General features: G+C 62.1%; 14 protein-coding genes and 1 pseudogene. 10 read left to right on the top strand and 5 right to left on the bottom strand.

Annotation, left to right across the window (positions count from 1 at the left end; all coding sequences use genetic code 11):
* Positions 1-195: 195 nt before the first annotated feature.
* The 3 genes from ACXRVZ_RS25920 (at position 196) to ACXRVZ_RS25910 (ending at position 1,492) form a co-directional block, all read left to right on the top strand.
* Entirely contained in the window at positions 196-426 is a 231-nt protein-coding gene (locus ACXRVZ_RS25920; RefSeq protein WP_458233005.1) for a hypothetical protein, read from the top strand.
* 11 nt (positions 427-437) lie between these two features.
* The gene (locus ACXRVZ_RS25915) at positions 438-707 is read left to right on the top strand and encodes a hypothetical protein (RefSeq protein ID WP_458233004.1); all 270 of its coding nucleotides are present in this window, start codon (positions 438-440) and stop codon (positions 705-707) included.
* Between the two features lie 179 nt (positions 708-886).
* The gene (locus ACXRVZ_RS25910) at positions 887-1,492 is read left to right on the top strand and encodes a hypothetical protein (RefSeq protein WP_458233003.1); all 606 of its coding nucleotides are present in this window, start codon (positions 887-889) and stop codon (positions 1,490-1,492) included.
* 283 nt (positions 1,493-1,775) lie between these two features.
* On the opposite strand, the gene ACXRVZ_RS25905 is transcribed toward ACXRVZ_RS25910, so the two are convergent.
* The 3 genes from ACXRVZ_RS25905 to ACXRVZ_RS25895 form a co-directional block, all read right to left on the bottom strand.
* A complete protein-coding gene (locus ACXRVZ_RS25905; protein ID WP_458233002.1) occupies positions 1,776-2,729 on the bottom strand; it encodes a FecR family protein in 954 nt (317 codons plus the stop codon).
* Between the two features lie 86 nt (positions 2,730-2,815).
* On the bottom strand, positions 2,816-3,310 hold the full coding sequence (locus ACXRVZ_RS25900) for an RNA polymerase sigma factor (RefSeq protein ID WP_458233001.1): 495 nt from the start codon (positions 3,308-3,310) through the stop codon (positions 2,816-2,818).
* A gap of 5 nt (positions 3,311-3,315) precedes the next feature.
* Positions 3,316-3,909, bottom strand: coding sequence for a hypothetical protein (locus ACXRVZ_RS25895; protein ID WP_458233000.1), 594 nt, complete (start codon positions 3,907-3,909; stop codon positions 3,316-3,318).
* Between the two features lie 145 nt (positions 3,910-4,054).
* On the opposite strand from ACXRVZ_RS25895, the gene ACXRVZ_RS25890 reads away from it, so the two are divergent.
* From ACXRVZ_RS25890 to ACXRVZ_RS25875, 4 genes and pseudogenes are all read left to right on the top strand, one after another.
* Entirely contained in the window at positions 4,055-4,336 is a 282-nt protein-coding gene (locus ACXRVZ_RS25890) for a helix-turn-helix domain-containing protein (RefSeq protein ID WP_458232999.1), read from the top strand.
* Positions 4,337-4,460: 124 nt separating this feature from the next.
* Positions 4,461-4,727: a helix-turn-helix domain-containing protein gene (locus tag ACXRVZ_RS25885; RefSeq protein ID WP_458232998.1), complete on the top strand. Its 267-nt coding sequence runs from the start codon at positions 4,461-4,463 to the stop codon at positions 4,725-4,727.
* A 3-nt stretch (positions 4,728-4,730) separates the two neighbouring features.
* Positions 4,731-6,077 (top strand): type II toxin-antitoxin system HipA family toxin, encoded by a 1,347-nt coding sequence (locus tag ACXRVZ_RS25880; RefSeq protein ID WP_458232997.1) that lies wholly within the window; start codon positions 4,731-4,733, stop codon positions 6,075-6,077.
* 217 nt (positions 6,078-6,294) lie between these two features.
* A pseudogene (locus ACXRVZ_RS25875) lies at positions 6,295-6,447 on the top strand (DUF932 domain-containing protein); the annotation flags it as partial.
* A gap of 96 nt (positions 6,448-6,543) precedes the next feature.
* Here the strand turns inward: ACXRVZ_RS25875 and ACXRVZ_RS25870 are convergent.
* Both ACXRVZ_RS25870 and ACXRVZ_RS25865 read right to left on the bottom strand, forming a co-directional pair.
* Positions 6,544-7,356: a hypothetical protein gene (locus tag ACXRVZ_RS25870; RefSeq protein WP_458232996.1), complete on the bottom strand. Its 813-nt coding sequence runs from the start codon at positions 7,354-7,356 to the stop codon at positions 6,544-6,546.
* A gap of 309 nt (positions 7,357-7,665) precedes the next feature.
* Positions 7,666-8,388, bottom strand: coding sequence for a helix-turn-helix transcriptional regulator (locus ACXRVZ_RS25865; protein WP_458232995.1), 723 nt, complete (start codon positions 8,386-8,388; stop codon positions 7,666-7,668).
* A 268-nt stretch (positions 8,389-8,656) separates the two neighbouring features.
* Between ACXRVZ_RS25865 and ACXRVZ_RS25860 the strand changes: the two genes are divergently transcribed.
* From ACXRVZ_RS25860 to ACXRVZ_RS25850, 3 genes are all read left to right on the top strand, one after another.
* Positions 8,657-9,343: a LuxR C-terminal-related transcriptional regulator gene (locus tag ACXRVZ_RS25860; protein ID WP_458232994.1), complete on the top strand. Its 687-nt coding sequence runs from the start codon at positions 8,657-8,659 to the stop codon at positions 9,341-9,343.
* Positions 9,344-9,434: 91 nt separating this feature from the next.
* Entirely contained in the window at positions 9,435-11,174 is a 1,740-nt protein-coding gene (locus tag ACXRVZ_RS25855) for an ATP-binding response regulator (RefSeq protein ID WP_458232993.1), read from the top strand.
* A gap of 3 nt (positions 11,175-11,177) precedes the next feature.
* Positions 11,178-16,676 (top strand): alpha/beta fold hydrolase (locus tag ACXRVZ_RS25850; RefSeq protein ID WP_458232992.1); only part of this gene is annotated, 5,499 nt, incomplete at its 3' end.

Genomic DNA, 16,676 nt, shown 5'->3' with positions numbered 1-16,676 from the left:
GCCACAAGCAGGCTTCGCCTGCTTGTGGCCGTCCACTCATGTAAAACGCTGGGCGACAGCTTTCTGACTTGACCAGCCGCTGGTAGCGCCGGAGCGAGATTCCGCTCCTGGCCGGCAGCGTGAGGTCGTTCATGCGCCGCAAAGCGGACCTTGAAGCATGGCAGGAAACGAAGGACCAAGGCACAGCGCCTATCGATGCCGGCGGCCCAGGCGCGCGATGTGGGCACGGGCCTGCTCAATCGGCCGATGGCCGACAACCCGTTCAGCGAATCAGGTGAACCAGGCTCGCTGGCCGGCGGTGTTGGCGGCCTGCTTGGCGGCAGCGGCCTGTCCGCACAGGCTGGTCGTGTCGGAGGCTTGCTCAGCAATGGCTTACAGAACCGCGCAAAGATGATGACGGCGTCGGGTCGTGGGCTGCTCGGCTGACGGCGGCAGGGATGAAGCTGACCCGGCCGGCGAGTTTCGCCGTCAACCCACGAGAAGCGCAGCCTGCCGAACTCTTGGCTGGGCTGAAAGCCATACTGGATGCAGCCCTGAAGGAGGGCGACCTTCAGGCTGCAACGCATGCGCTGGTGGCGCTACGCAAGCTCAGGGGCTGCTGGGACTCCCGTATAGACGCAGCGTTTCGCGGCAATTTCGCGGGGGTGTGGCTCCTGCACGAGCACCTAAAGGCCCACCTCGGCTGGATCGTCGCGGCAACTGCCTAATCTACTGAGGACGAAAAGTGCGTAGACTTTCTCTCCTACATCTGGAGGGCATCACATGTTCAGACACCCAAGGGATTCCCTCCAAAGGAGTCGACACCAGCCTCCTGTTCGAGGGCCGTTAGCGATCGCACTGCTCGTCGCGATTGTTATTGCGCTGACCCTTGCGCTGTTCATCTGAAATGCTGAGCCGAAATTGGTTCACTCGCCATCAGGGCGGACTAGTTTTTGCTTTGTCACTGCTGGCGCTCGTCCTAATCCTCCTAAATTCGTTTAAACATGGCGTCGTGTCACTCGCTTGGTTCGCTGCGCACAAGGATGCGATCGCCGCACTGAACAGTCTTGTGACGATGTCGGTCCTGGTTGTCGCTTCAGTGTTTTCCTACTTCCGCTTCTTTCGAGGTCGAACGCTGGCTCTCCGGGCTGAGGTTTCATTCGATGTATCTGTCCATAGCGCCGAGGCCGGAAAGAATTTGCACGGCATAGCAATGCGGGTGAAGAACGTAGGAAGCGTGACCATCTGGAACCCGATTGCCACGATTTCGCTTCAGGCCTATGGCCCCGAAGGTGTGAGGAGTGATTTGCAAGATGTAGAGCTCTTGGGCGCTCATGCTCAGCTCACCGTAATCGAACCAGGCGAAGTTGCTACCTTTTTCGCGGTCCGCCTCGTTGAATCTGGAGCTTGGGCGACTGCATATTTCGGGTCTCTTGAAGCAGACCACGGGGACCGGTGGAACTGCAGTCAAATGGTTTCTAACGTCGTTGGGAAAAGCGTTTCGCCCGGCTGAATGGCGGTGGCCCCAACGTCTCTCAATGGCGTCGATGGGAGGCGGGACGCATTGCATCGCGGCGTGGGGCGGATGCCGCCACCGTAGCGTTCGTTTCCAAGTGGTGAGTCACCGGCACGACTCATCGGGTCTCGACACCGGTCGTTGAGCGCGTCAGCTGGCCAGGTGCGACGGCGTCTGCTTCATGCGAGAGCGCGTGAATTAGGCGCCTGATCGCCGATGACGGCAACCGCTGCATAGCAGCCGCCCACGTTGCCTCCTTGTCTTCGGAAAGCAGCGCGGTTCAAGGAGGTACAAGCGCAAGGCGATCTTGCTTCTCATGGACTGCCAAGCCGTGTAGCTGAGCAATCGCGCGGGCAAATCCGAGGTTGTCGCCGCTTCGGTAGATGCCACTTACCCGCAGAGTCTCGGACAACGTCTCGTCGACGCTGATCGCCGGACTGGCGCTGTAGCGGTTCATCTCCGCGACAGCTTCCCCCAACGTCACGTCGTCAAACCATAGCTCGCCGCGCTTCCAGGCCAGCAAGTGCTCAACGCGCGGCCGATCCACGCGTACTGCGGGCGCGGACGAGGCGCCTCTCCCCTGCGCTATTTTTAGCCTTAGCCGCTCGCCAGGCGACATGACCACCTGCGTTGGCAATGTGCCCGTCCCAGGAGGGTGGGTGCCCTGCACGATCACCTGGCCCTCGATCAACGTGACGTCGAGCTGGCCATCACCGCCGTTGGTCTCCGGCGTTGCGCGGACCAAGAATGCCGTTCCCGTGGCGATGACACTGGCTTCCAAAGCGCGCACGGCGAAGGGCCGCCCTGGATCTTTCGCCACCTCGAACAGCGCCTCGCCACGCATGACTTTCACGGTCCGTTGCGTCTTCGTCAGGTCCACGCGCAGCTCGGTCGATGTGTTCAACGTCATGCGAGTGCCATCCGAAAGCATCACAACGCGCTGCTCACCCATACCTGTACGGTATTCGTCGCCGGCTGGCCACCAGCACCAGGCCAGCGTCGACACGCAGACAAGCGCGACGGCGGCCGATGCAACTCGACGAGTAGCCGATCCGCCGTCTCCACGTTCATGCGACCGGGCGACGTCACGTCGCGAAATACCGCCAACGTCCTGCCACGTGTCCGTGCAGCGCTCGAACGCCAGTCGATGTGCCGCAGACCGCGCTTGCCACGCCAGGCACTCGCGTTCCGTTGAGCGGGATCGGTCGGGACCGTGCAGGCGCGCCAACCACATGGCGGCCTCTGAAGCGACTTCCTGGGTTACGAGCGGCTGCTCGTCGGGGGCCCCCGGCGTGGCGGGCGCATCCGGCGGTAGCACGGCTACCAACCTTCCATCCAGCTCGTGAGCCGCAATGTGGCCTTGGCAACGTGCAGATGAACCGTGGAGACGCTGATGCCCTGGAGCGCTGCAATCTCTTTGTAGGTCAACCCGTCAAGGCGATGAGCCAGAAAGATGTCGCGGGTCTTGTCGGTCAAACGCCGTAGCCCCTCCTCCAGGCGGGCGGTGCGCTCCCTGGCGAGCACAAAGTCCTCAGCGGATGGCGCCGTATCAATCAAGACTGCGTGCTCCAGCACCACATGCTCACCGTGACTCGCAGTCGAGCGGTGCACGTCGATGGACAGGTTCAGCGCCGTGCGCATCAGGAAGGCCTCAGGCTGCTCAATGGGCGCCTGCTCGTCCTCGTAACGGACCAGGCGCAGCCAAGCCTCCTGCACCATGTCCTCTGCTTCATGCTCGGTCCGCCCGCGACGTCTGAGCGCGCCTCGCACGCGCGCCAGAACGTCCTTCCAATTGCTCAAGAGTCGGGCCGACATGGCGGTCAGGCGGCGTGGGCGACGGCCCCTACAAAGGCGGCCTGGCCGAACGGCGTTGGGTGCTTTCGGTCCCAGCGGTCATGCAGCAGATCGCGATCCGCCCGTTGAAACGCCTGCGCGATGAAGTCTGCTGCTGCGGCCTGATCAGCAAACGGCGGCTGAGCCTTTGCCACGCGCGACATGCGAACCTGCAGTTGTTGCCCCGCTGTTTCGGTCCATCGGATCACGCGTCGCATGCGGCGGCCAAAGGCGCCGGACTCGGCGAGTTCATCCGTGGAACTTCTACCCGCCTTGGGGCGAAGGCTGGCCAGCGCCTCAACCAGATCGTCATCCGCCGCGATGGACTTGATGCGTTCGATGCCTCGGTCGTTGAGGTCTTTGGCGATCCGCTGGGCAGTTCCAACGCCGTCGTCACGCCACGCACCGAGCACTTGGCATTGACCGTCGGTGAAGAACCCGAGTGCCCAGTGCCACTCAGAGGTCACCTTGACCCCATCCTCCACCATCGGAATTCGTAGCTTGCCGAACCGGACGACCAGATACCGGCAGCAGAGCGCGCCTTCGAACCACTTGGGGGTTTTCCAGAAGAAGTAGGGCATAGATCACTCCACACGGTGTCGATCTAGACGCACCCGCTCGGTCGGGTCGCGATCCAAGCAGGCAAACGCCGGAGCGCAGCAATCACGCGCACTACGTGAAGCAAACTCCGTAGATGCAAATCTATCACATCGGCACTCTGGCGGCATGTCAGCCAAGCCCAAGCCACCGGATGAACTGCCATCGCCCGATGACGTTCGTGGCGTGCTCGCATACAACGTACGGCTGCTCCGTGTTCAGAGGGCTTGGTCGCAGGAAGATCTGGCGATGGAGTGCGAACTTGATCGCACCTATGTTTCTGCCGTCGAACGGTCACGCTGGAACGTGTCTTTAGGCAACATCCAGCGGCTGGCTACAGCACTGGGAACTGAGCCGTGGCGTCTCCTCAAGCCGCCGGATGGTGACGCGTTGGAGTTAATGCATAGCTGATGAGTCTCACGTATCCAGCGCAACTCCACAGCTCCGAAGCTGTTGGTTGAATTTACTGCTCACAGCATGTAAACTGAACATACACATCAAAAGCTGTAAACTAAAATTACAGCGTAGGACTTGTATGGTTCAGTTCGTCGTTCGCACGCCTGATCAACTGCCCTCCCTGCTACAGGCCTTCCGCAAGGAGGCAGGCCTGACCCAGGAGGAGGTGGCCTTGCGGCTGGGTGTCTCGCAGCAGACCTATTCGGCGATGGAGAGAAACGCGGACAAGGTGGGTGCGGCCCGTCTGCTGAGGCTGTTCAACATCTTTGGCGTGGAAGTGGCGCTCGCTAAACCGGCGGAGAGCGCCGCTGCCTCCAATTCGCCGACCGACAAGCCGGGCTGGTAAGCCATGGGCCGCCGCTCGCATAGTCGCACCCTAGGTCTCTGGATGAACGGCGCCAGGGTTGGCACCTGGAACCTGGCGCCGAACGCGCCCGACGCCCTGCAATATGACCTGGCTTGGACACAGTCCGAGCAAGGGAGGCCGCTGTCACTGTCGCTGCCCTTCATGCCCGGCAATGCGCCGCATCGCGGGGACAAGGTTCGCGCCTACTTCGAGAACCTGCTACCGGACAGCAAAGACATCCGGGAGCGGCTGGCGCGGCGCTTCAACACGGGATCGACCGAAGCCTTTGAGTTGCTGGCCGAGATCGGCCGCGACTGCGTCGGCGCGCTTGAGATCCTTTCTGAGGATGCGGCCTCCGCCGGCGACTCCCCCTTGCAGGCTGACGAGTTAACTGAAGCGCAGATCGCCCAGGTCCTGCGCAGCGCGACAACCTCGAACGCCATAGGCTTGGACGGTGCGGACGATTTCCGCATCTCGATTGCGGGCGCGCAGGAGAAGACGGCTTTGCTGCTGCGGGACGGCCAGTGGTGCCTTCCGAGCGGCAACACACCCACCACGCATATCTACAAGCTGCCGCTCGGCCTCATAGGCGGCATGAAGCTGGACATGCGTGGATCGGTCGAGAACGAGTGGCTGTGCTCGCTGATCCTGCGTGAGTTCGGGTTGCCAGTGGCCACCTGCCACCCACTTCAGTTCGAGGACGTGAAAGCGTTGGTGGTCGAGCGGTTCGACCGGATGTGGTGGAAACATCCCTCCGGGGAAAGCCGTCTGATCCGCCTGCCACAGGAAGACATGTGCCAGGCCAGCGGGATCCCACCGGATGCCAAGTACGAGGCCGACGGCGGGCCTGGCATGGAGCGGATATTCGACGTCCTCGACGGTTCGTTGGCCCGCGAGCAGGACCGCCGTGATTTCTTCAAGGCGCAGCTGCTGTTCTGGATGCTCTGCGCGACAGACGGCCACGCCAAGAACTTCAGCTTGTTCTTGCGGCCGCACGGCCGCTACCAGCTGACGCCGCTGTACGACGTGCTGTCGGCCTATCCGGTGCTGGGAGAGGGGCCATCGAAGATTTCACCGTTCAAGGCCAAGATGGCCATGGCCGTGCGGTCTAAAAACGCGCACTGGAAAATGCGCGACATCCTGCGCCGCCATTGGCTAGCGCTGGGCGCGCGACACGGCGTCCTGGCGGCGGATGGCCGCACAGCGGAACATCTGATCGATGAAGTTGTGGAACAAACTCCCAGCGTCATCGCCAGGGTCAGCGCAACGCTGCCCAGAGGATTCGATGCCAAAGTCGCTGAGTTCATCTTCGAAGGCATGAAGAACGCAGCTCAGCGTCTGGCCGGCTGAGACGAAGGCACATCCCGGCAGTATTTCGAACTCAGTCGGCAGACGCTGCGAGCACTGTCGAGGCTCAAGTCCGGCACGACGAGCATTCGATCCAGTCTTCCTAAGAATCGGCGGTTGCGAGCAGCATGAAGAAGTGCGGAAGATCCGCTTCGCAGCGAGTGACGTTGTCCGAATTCTGAGCCTGAACACTCAGTGATCAATCCTTTCCTGTGCGCATACGACTTTTCAACGGGTGCAGGAGAACGTCATGCGCGGCGGACAGCCACGCTGCAGCGCGCAAGGCAAGCGGATGCAGACCCGGCCGGTTGGCAGCATCGACCGAGGCGTGAGCCTGAACCGTGCGCTGTGGATGCGCAAGCTGAAGGCTTGAGTGCCAGCGGTGTTGCAACAGGTCATGACTGCGGCTGGCCGGATGAGTTGGCAGTCGCTCCAGTACATCGCGCAGGTAGGCGCGAAGAACGCGCTGTCAAGACGTCTTGCAGCTGRCAGGCAAGTGCGTCAAAGCGCTCGCTTCAGGAACAACGTAGCTCCAAACAGTCGGCGCTTGGCCTGTCATAGCCCAGCCGATTTGCTGGCTGCCCTTCCACTCGTACTCGATCCTCGCGTAGCGGTACGACCGCAGACCTGTGTCCCAGCATTCCAGGATCTTGACCTTTGTACCTACGGGGAGCGTGTGCCCGGTTTCGCAGATTTCCAGCGAGTTGTTGAGAAAGGACCCAAGCCCGAACAGGCCCCAATAGCGCGGCTTACAGGACGACACGCCCGTGTGCACGATCGCCACAGTCGCGGAGACAGCATCGTTGGCCGGACGATTCGGCTTTTCGCCGGGAGGTGCTGCGTCTTGTGCGTTCGCTTCGGATATCCAAGTGAAGCCGCTCTGAACTTTCTGAGCTTTCGGTGTCGACTGATCCGCTGGGCGCTGCACAGGCAATTGGTCCTTGGAAACCTTGAACGGCGTACCAACACTAAGAATCGCAAATACCGAAAAGCCCCGCATGAAGGCGTCACCGCGTGAAGTCACCGGCCAGATCCAGCAAAAGAGCGCGCCGAGCACTCCGATCAAGATCAGGCCCACGGAACCACCGTTCTGAATGCCAGGCCAGTCGAGCGCTCTTAGCGCACCCTGAAACTTGATTACGGTAGCTGCTTGTTCGTTGGTGACCAGGTCGCCAAGAGCAAGGCTAATTCCACCCATAAAGCCCGCCGCGTAGAGCTTGAACGCAGAGCGTTCGGTTGCTCGGCGAGGCGTGGTCGCTTGATTCGCTGTGCTTGTCGCCATGGTTCGTCCCTGATCCGCAGTGCGGCATTAGCGTTGCGATCGTTGCGTGATCCGGAGCAGCGTGGGTGTTAGCTCGGTGCCCACCTCAACGCGCAGGACGCGCTGCACGTGTAATTTTCCGAGTGCGCTCAGGCTAGCTGCATCCCCACAAGTGATGACACCTGCAAGCCGAAGGCTGTATCCCTAAAGCAAGTCATCCAGCGCCTCGATGGCGGCACCTTGAAAAAGGAACACCTCGGACAAGCCAAGGTCGCTGAGCCGTATCGCTTTCTCCGCGATTCGGCCCTGCTCAGCAAGCTTTCCGTTGGATCAGACAAGCACCGGCTGGCTCGAACGGAAACCGGTGATCGCCGGTCTGGCCTCCGGATGGCACGGTGGGATGGAGACAGGTTCATACCGCGTCAATGCACCTCGCATCGGCGGTAGTTCGGCTACCAGCCTAGTGATGTCATCAAGTCGCTGCACGCCCATCTTTGCTCGCAACGACGCCACGTGGCTGCGCGCTGTGGACAACTTGATGCTCCTTGCGCGTGCTAGGTCGGCAATGCGGACGCCCGCCAGGAGGCTGGACAACACTGAGAGTTCGGTTGGGGTCAGGTCATACAGCCGAGCCAGATGCTGTACGGCGAGGTCAGGACACACGCCGCGCCGACCGGTGAGAACCAGTACCCACTGCTCGGCAGCCTCATCGACCCGCAGCGGCTGAACAGAGATCATCAGCATCTGAGCGCCCTGTCGCAGAGGCACCAGATGGTGGCTGCGATGCAGGGCGGCACCATGCACCGCGCGCCTCAGAGCCTGCAGGCTGGGACCGGAAGCGATGTCGAGAATGCCCTCGGTGCTCAGGCGAAGGACGCCTCCATCGGTCAACTCCCAGCGCGCCGCTTGGTTCTGGGCCAACAGGCTGCAGTGGGCATCGCACACCATCACGCCCCCGTCCAGCGCATCTAGCGCTGCTGTCAAGAGCGCATTCACCGCGATGGCGGGGGAAGTGTTGCGTACCGTCGGAACCGGCCAATGCTGGCTGCTCATGATGTGGTTACCTCCATTGCACACGCCCGTCGCAGCTCGCCGAGGCGGGATGGTGCAAAATTGGGCGCGCCGTGGATTGCTACCGGTACGCAAGATTTGCAAGCTGTCGTAGCAACGATAGAGCTGGTCGGCTCCGTCGTCCTCGCGCAGTCGAACGAGGCGACTCCATCTTTCGAATGAAGCCTGCTGTCGTGCCTCGGCGCTAACCTCGGGCAAATACAAATTTGCGGTTTCACGGTGTTTCTCCGTGATTCCGGCCGAGGATTCGATGCGCGCACTGGTCATAGATGACGAGCAACTGGTACTGGAGGGGCTCGAAGCGTTCCTGCAGGCCGCCTTGCCAGAGCTTTCGCTCGACAAGACTGCCGATGCCAACACGGCGCTGCGGCTCGCCGGTAGCGTGCACTACGAGCTGGTGCTGCTCGACTGGTATCTGTTGGATGGCGACGGCCAGGAAATGCAGGGGCGTGCAATGGTCCAGGCGCTACGCGCGCAGGGTTGCCGAGCACCAATCCTTGTTGTGTCAGGCGCCGACAGGAACGACTGGCCGGCTTTACTCTTCGAGCTGGGCCTTTCGGGCGTCGTGACCAAGAGTGCCAGCGGATCTCATCTGGTGGATGCAATCCAGATTGCCATCCGTGGTGGTATCTACCTGCCGGCTCAGACACTGGCTGCACGAGCGAACCCTCGTTATCACGCGGCACCCGAACCCGCAACGCTCCTTGATCCGCGCGAGCGCTTCCCGGAACTGACCGAGCGCCAGACTGATGTATTCCGAATCATGGTGCGCGGGCTGAGCGACAAGCAGATCGCCCGCGAACTCGGAATAACCGAAGCCACCGTCAAGACGCATGTCCGCGGCATCCTGAGCGTGGTGGGTGTGCGTCGGCGAGGTGAGGCGGTCTTCGAGGTTACGGGCCGCGGCAATGCGGGCGGCGGTGTTCGCGGAAACTGACACCACAGCATCCCCTAGGCCGGCACGGGATGACGTGCCTGCGTCACAGCTCCAACTTGTACGCGACCAGCTTCGTCGCAGTCCGTTCGTGGTGGCGGTCATCGATGTGTTCCTCGCGTGGCTACTCATGCGCGCTGGAGTGTCGAGCTGGATCCTGCTCTGGGTTGCCATCAGTGGCGTGCTGCAGGTGGGTCGAGTTCTCTACGTCCAGCGTCTGGTAGTGGCACGACCGGTTCCCAAGCCAACAGACATGAGGCGCGTCTACCTTTGGTTCTTCGTGCTCGGCGTCGTACGGGCGTGGCCCATCGTCGTTGGTTTTCAGACCGGCAATACCGAGGTTCACTTTCTTGTCACCCTGGTCACGATCGGATCGGCTGCCGGCGGCCTGGGCTCTGCGGCGGGCTTGGTGAAAGCCTATGCCGCATGGGTAGTGCCCCTTGGCGTCGTGCAGGTCGGCGCTTGGCTCACTCGCAACACTTTCGAAGGGCGATGGATCGCCATCCTCCTGACCTTGCTGCTCGCCTTGCTGGTCCTCAATGTGCGCAGCTATGGCCAAACTCTGCGTCAGCTGGGCGAAGAAGTCGACCGGGTCAATGCCGAGCGCTTGCGAGCCGAGGCCGAACGTCAACGCGCAGAGGTCGAGCGCCGCCGCGCCGACGAGGAGCGACAGCGTGCCGAAGTTGCCGTGCTTGCCAAGACTCGCTTCTTTGCAGCTGCAAGTCATGACCTCCGCCAGCCATTGGGCGTACTGCGCTGGTACGGCGATGCAGTTCGCCTGCACGCGGACCAACTTGGCCACGCGCCGCTTCAGGCCATCGGAGAGGGAATTGGGCGGGCGCTCGAACATGCGGAACCCTTGGTGCGGAAGTACTTGGACATCGCCAAGATCGAGGCCGGTGCACTCGAGCTGACCCCACGCTCATTGAAGGTTTCGCCGCTGTTCGCGCAGCTGAGAGAGGACTTCGGTCGAGATGCCGAGCTCGGAAGCCTGACCATAGACGTGCAGCTGGGCTCACAACCTGGAAGCCTCGTCGTGAATACCGATGAGAGCTTGCTCCGCAGCATTCTCGACAACCTCGTCGGCAACGCCATCAAGTTCACGCCGCCTGGCGGGCGAATCACGTTGGGAGCGCATGCTGTCGAGGCCGAGGGCCGCCGCTTCGTGCGTCTTTCGGTGCGTGATACCGGCATCGGTATCGCATTGGCCGATCAATCCCGCGTCTTCGAAGACTTCTACCAAGTTGGCAACCCGGAACGCAGTCGCAGCAAGGGTATGGGCCTGGGGCTAGCCATTGTTAGGCGGCAGACCTCGTTGCTAGGCAGCGCCATCCGTCTCGTGAGCTCGCAAGGAGAGGGCGCAACATTCGAATTCGACTTGCCGGCCGGCCGAACAGAGAGCGACGCAACGAGCTCGCCAACGTTCGCACCATCCTCGATGGCCAAGGCAGCCACCAAGAGCGGCTCTCTTCGCGTACTGGTGATCGACGATGAACCTGACATCCGTCAGGCGCTGCGCTTGATGCTCGAAGCCGCTAACTGGCAAGTCCGCGGCGCTGCAGGTTCGGAGCAAGCTCGCCTCATGCTGCTTGATGATGCCCGCGTCGACGCTCTCGTGGTGGACTACCGGGTCAGCGACGAGGAATCAGGCATTGATGTCATCCAGGCTCTGCGCGAGGCGGGTTGTGTCGCGCCCGCCGTAGTGGTCACCGGGGACACCTCACCCGACAAGTTGCGGCTGCTTGCCGAGACCGGCTTGCCGGTTCTGCACAAACCCGTCACCGGCGAGGTGCTTGTGACCACCATCATCGATTTGCTTGCACAGGAGGGCTGACGGATGCAACGAGGCGGCAGGTGGTTGTCACAGGGCGCAGAAAGCTTGGCTCGGGCTTTCGAACACTGGCAGCAGTCCGGCCGACAGCCCGATGGCAAGACCACCGCGCCACACTTCGATGTCATCGTGGTCGGAAGCGGTTACGGCGGCGCCGTAGCTGCCAAGCGTCTGAGTGCGCTGATTGAAGGGCAGAGCGACGAGCCCATGTCGGTTGCAGTACTCGAGCGCGGCCTCGAGTACACACCGGGCAGCTTCCCGGACCGGCTAGCGGACCTAGTCGGACACTTGCGTGCCAACGGAAGCGGCATGATGGACGTGCCAGTCAACCCTGAGGGGCTCATGGACTGGCGCCTGGGTGGCGATGTGGCCGCTCTGGTTGCGAACGGACTGGGCGGAGGCTCGCTCATCAACGCTGGTGTCTGCGAACCCGCCGACGCGGAAGTCCTAGCTCGGGTGGAGTGGCCTGAACCCTGGCGCGGCGCAAAGGATCAGTGGGCGTCGCTCTATGGGCGCGCCCGCCGGAATCTGGGCGCTCAGCTGTGGCCCGCTTCACGGGTCCCGAAACAGGCGGCGATGGAGGAACTGAGTCGGCGCCTGGGCAGTAGCTGCGTGCCGGCCACCCTCAGCATCGTGCCCCCCACCGCGCAGGCGAGCATCGGAACTGCGGAGAAGCCTCCGCACGCGCCCTGCATCGAGTGCGGCGACTGCTTTACCGGCTGTAACGTTGGCGCCAAACGTACGTTGGCGCACAACTATCTTGCTGATGCGTGGCGTCAGCGAGCCAAACTCTTTACGGGGGCAACAGTACACAGCGTGGAGGCCTTGCCTGGAGCTCAGGCAGACGGTGCCCGATGGAAGGTCAAATGGCGCCTGACGGACCCGGGCCTGCTGCCAAACGACCGAGACTTCTTCGAGCTGCGCGCGCGTTATGTCGTGCTGTCGGCGGGGACCTTTGGCAGTACGGAGATTCTGATGCGCTCCCGTGATGCTGGCCTACCCGTCTCGGGCCGGCTGGGCAGCGGCTTTTCCGCCAATGGGGACGTGCTGTCGGCAATCTACGATTTGGGCCAAAAAGTGGGGGGCAGCCCGCACGAAGACACCGTTCCAGACAAGCGTCAGGCGGGGCCGACGATCACGCAAATATTGCGATGGCAGACCCGTCAGAATGATGGCTTTCGAAGCAAGCGCGTGGTCGGCCACGCGGTGCAGGACCTGACCATCCCCGGCGCACTGGGCTGGGTGTTCAGCGAAATACTCACCACGATGATGGTGCCGCACCGCTGGACTCGACTCAACCTGAACTGTGAAAGCAGCGGCGATCCAGACATTTATGCAGTAGATGTGCCTGCCGTCGGACGCAGCCTTCTGACAGTGGCCTATGTCGACGACGGAGCGCAGGGGCGGCTCGAGCCGACGGTCGGCTGGTCCTCCGCGGAGCGCGACGGCGAACTCCTGGTGCGCTGGCCCCATGTGGGAGACCAGCCGGCCTTTCGCGCCATGAACCAGAAGCTGTCCTCCGCAGCCACGGGTGGCGCGACCTTCCTGCACAACCCCCTGTGGCAATTCATGCCCAAGGAGAACTACCTGGGCCTGGGTCAGGCCAAGAAACGGCTGCTCACCGTGCACCCGCTGGGCGGCTGCCGTATGGCTGACAACGCGCGCGACGGTGTGGYTGACCCCTTCGGCGCGGTCTTCGACACTGGTCTGCCCGCGAGTGGTGCCATGGAAGAGCAGCATCGCACGCAACGCGCCGGGCAGCACGATCGGCTGGTGCACGAAGGGCTCTACATCCTGGACGGGGCAATCGTGCCCACCGCACTGGGCATCAACCCATTGCTGACCATCACGGCGATTGCCGAAGGTGCAATTGACCAGTGGGTAGCGGACCAGGGGTGGCGTCTAGTGTCTGAGCTCAAACTACAGGACCTGCCCGCGCTAAAGCTGCCTGCTGTTCGCACAGAGCCGCGCGTGGCACATCCGACATCTGTCCGCTTCCAAGAGCGAATGCAGGGCAAGTTGCCGCCGCATCTCGGCGGCGACCCGACATTGGACTACCGACTCTCGGTGCGGGCGCGATTTGCGGAGATCGAGGACCTGCAGTCGTTCCTGGCTTCCCCCAACAAAAACGTCGATCTTCTCGCGCGCTTTGACATCGAGACCGAAAGGAGCACGAGACCCGCTTCCCACCCCCAGCCGGAGCCGGCCGTCGTCACCGACGTCGAAACCCAGAATTGGAACTGCGATATTGACGAGTGCGCCCCCGACGACTCCGTCAAGATAGAGCGGCTGCCGGGCAGCACTCCGTTGTGGCTGCGCGGCCAAGTGCGGTGGATGGCAATCGAGCCAAGCTGGGTGGGGACGCGAATCAGGCGGGTCGCGTGCAACTTCATCCGGCATCGCCTTGCCGCCGATAGCGCAGAGGCGCGGCATTTCGGACGCAGCCTTTTCGAGGGAGTAGGAAACAAGCTTATCGGCGCGACACATTTTGGTGCGGTTCGGCTGCTGGCGTACACGTTCGAACCGCTTGACCGGGAATGGTCTCTCAACAGTTCGCCCGATGGTCGCGTCTACAAGCTGCCCAAGGGCACCGTACTGTTCGGCGCGAAGCGAGTCGGTTATCTGCTGCCGGACAGCGATGACCCCGAGTCGGCGAATCCCTGGCGGCAGATCTCCGAGCTGAAGTTGCAGGCGCGCCTGCCATCCGGCCTAGAGGTCGATGTCACCACGGTCGAGTTCGATCCGATGGCTGCGCTCAGCCGATATGAGCTCCCAATACGCGTGCGAAAGCAGGAAGACGGCGTGGCCGCTATGCGTGACATGTCGTCGCTTGGGTTGTATTTCGGACGCGTGATGTTCGGTCTGCACATGTTCAGCTTCCGCCGCGCCGAGTACCCCGCGGAAATACGTGGTCCTCGCAGGCTGGAGCGACTGCCGCCGACCCGCTACGCGGATGAGGCCAATGCGCGCGGCTTCAACCACCTGAAGATCGAAGTTCACACTGTCGAGGTGACGCCCGCGTTGCCGAAGCAGCCCTTGCCCCAAGCCGCCTCGTTGACGGTCACACCGCTGCGCCTGCGACTCACACGGATTCGCGATCCTAAGAACGACAACGGTGGCCTGCCCGTGCTCATCCTGCACGGCTTTGGCTCGGGCGGCATCCAATTCACCCACCCCGCCATCACCCAGCCTATGGCGCCATGGCTAGCGACGCAGGGGCATGACGTCTGGGTCGCGGAGCTGCGCACCAGCATTGGACTGGAGAGTTCTCGCCGCCAATGGACGATGGATGAGGTCGCGCGTGAAGATATCCCCGCGCTGATTAGGTACATCAGCAAGACCACTGGTGGAGGGCAGGTGCAGGTGGTTGCGCACTGCATCGGCTCAGCGATGTTTTGCATGGCCGCCTTGAGTGGTCATCTGAACAGTACGGTACCTGGCAGCAGTGGGCCGCAATCATTGGTGGCTGGCGCGGCGCTGATGCAGGTCGGTCCAGAGGTTGAATTGCCACGCAACAGCCGGGCACGCGCCTATATGGCCGCGCGCCTGCGACAACTGATGGGCATGACAGAGGCTCACAGCGTCGCCAGTCAGGACATAACCGACGCGGAATCCATGCTGGACCGCATCATTGGAACGTTTCTGTATCCGAAAGAGCAGCGAGAACATTACCGTCTGACCGGCGACGTGCAGCGAAATGCCAGTCGCACAAACGCCAATCGTTCGGCGGCGATTTTTGGTCAGCTGTTCGAGCACGAGAACATGACGCCTGAACTGCTGGCGGTCATGGACGATCTGCTGGGCAGCTGCAACCTCACCACGTATGAGCAGACCGCGCAGTACGCATTCGGGCACCGCCTGACAAATCACGCAGGCGAAGATGTCCTGGTCACAACCGAAAGTCTATTCGAGAACTTCAGCTTTCCAGTGTTCTTGCTGCACGGAGCCAAGAACAAGACCTTCAAGCCACGTACGCTGAAGCGCAACAAGAAATTGCTGGAGAGCGTGGGCGTTGACGTGACCGCCCGATGTGTACCTCGACATGGTCACTTGGACTGCGTAGTCGGCCGCTGGGCAAAGGAAGCGGTCTTCAAGCATGTGGCCACACATTTGAACAGCGTCAACGCGCGCCTCAAGGCTGGAACGCTGAATAAGAGAAAGGCCCGAATTGACAATGCTGGGGAGATTCGACTGCCCCGTGTTGGTCCATGGCTGGGGCATGTCGAGTTGACCGGCGATGACATGCTGGAATTGCGAGTGGGCATCCGGGTTGATGACCCGGGTCGCGACCTTCAGGCGGTGGCCAGCGTGCTCGCGGCGGAGGGCGAGCCGCTTCGGATGCCTCAGATTGACGTGCTTCCTCGCGACCGCCATGAAAACGTTGTCGTCACCTATCTGCCCGAGGATGTCGGAGCAACAGACGAGCCCGTTCAACTGCTGGTTGCGGCGGTCCATGGCCAGTGGCCGGACAGCCCTCAGGCGTTGGCGTCGAAGGTTATGGATAAACGTGCGGCATTGCGTCGTACGTCGCGTCGTCTGGGGACACCCAACGAGGTCTCCATGGGCTTGCGGCTCGATCCATCCTGGCTGCGCCGCATGCGGGAAAAGGGATCCACCGATCTGGGGCTGGTGCTCGGCGCATGCCGCCAACGGCCGATGCTCTTTGACCGGGATCAGGCCGATGCATCCATGGGTAACGTGGCTCGCCAGCTTTCGGAGGTTCCTCCCAAAGGACACGCGCCGATAGACGGCCTGATCCTCGCCGGCGACCAGGTGTATGTCGACATGCGAGTGGAGACCGGCCACGCCGGCGGCGCCAAGTCGCGTGTTCTGGATACGCACCACGAAGCCTGGTCTTCCCCGTATCAACGAGAGGTTATGCGCCGACGTCCCACGTACATGGTGTTGGACGACCACGAGTTCAGGAACGATTACAACAATCTCACGGCCGCGAGTCGGCCGCACGAATTCTGCATTGCGAAGGACGTCTGGCAGCGGTACCAGCTTGATGCTGGCCCCAAGCGGACAGCGGGGGATCCTGCCTGGCGCCATTTCACCCTCCGCGGCTTCGCGGTGTTTCTTTGTGACACCCGCTCGGAGCGAAKGGATGCAAATACCGTCGACCGCAGTGGTTCATTCATCATGCAGGCTGAACAGATGTCAGCTTTGCAGGAATGGCTCGTTGAGTTGCATGAGGACCCCAAGTATGGTCGCCGCCCCAAGGTGATCGTCACGGGCTCACCCATCGCGCCCTGGTTCAAGGAAGCGCATGAGATGGGCCAGACCAGCCCCGCAAACGCACTCRGGAGTGACGGCTGGCAGCGTTTTCCCCAAAGCGTTGCTGACCTGCTGGGATTTATCGCGGAGAAGCAGATCGAAGATGTATTGTTCCTTTCGGGCGACTATCACCGCCACGTTGATGTGTCGATGACCATTCACGGGCCCGCTGGTAAGTCCGTGCTTGCGCGCAGCATCGTCACGTCGGGGCTGTACTGTCCTTACCCG

Source organism: Roseateles sp. P5_E8, assembly GCF_054177665.1.
Note: the sequence above shows the minus strand (reverse complement) of the source record. Positions and strands in the feature narration are given on the sequence as shown.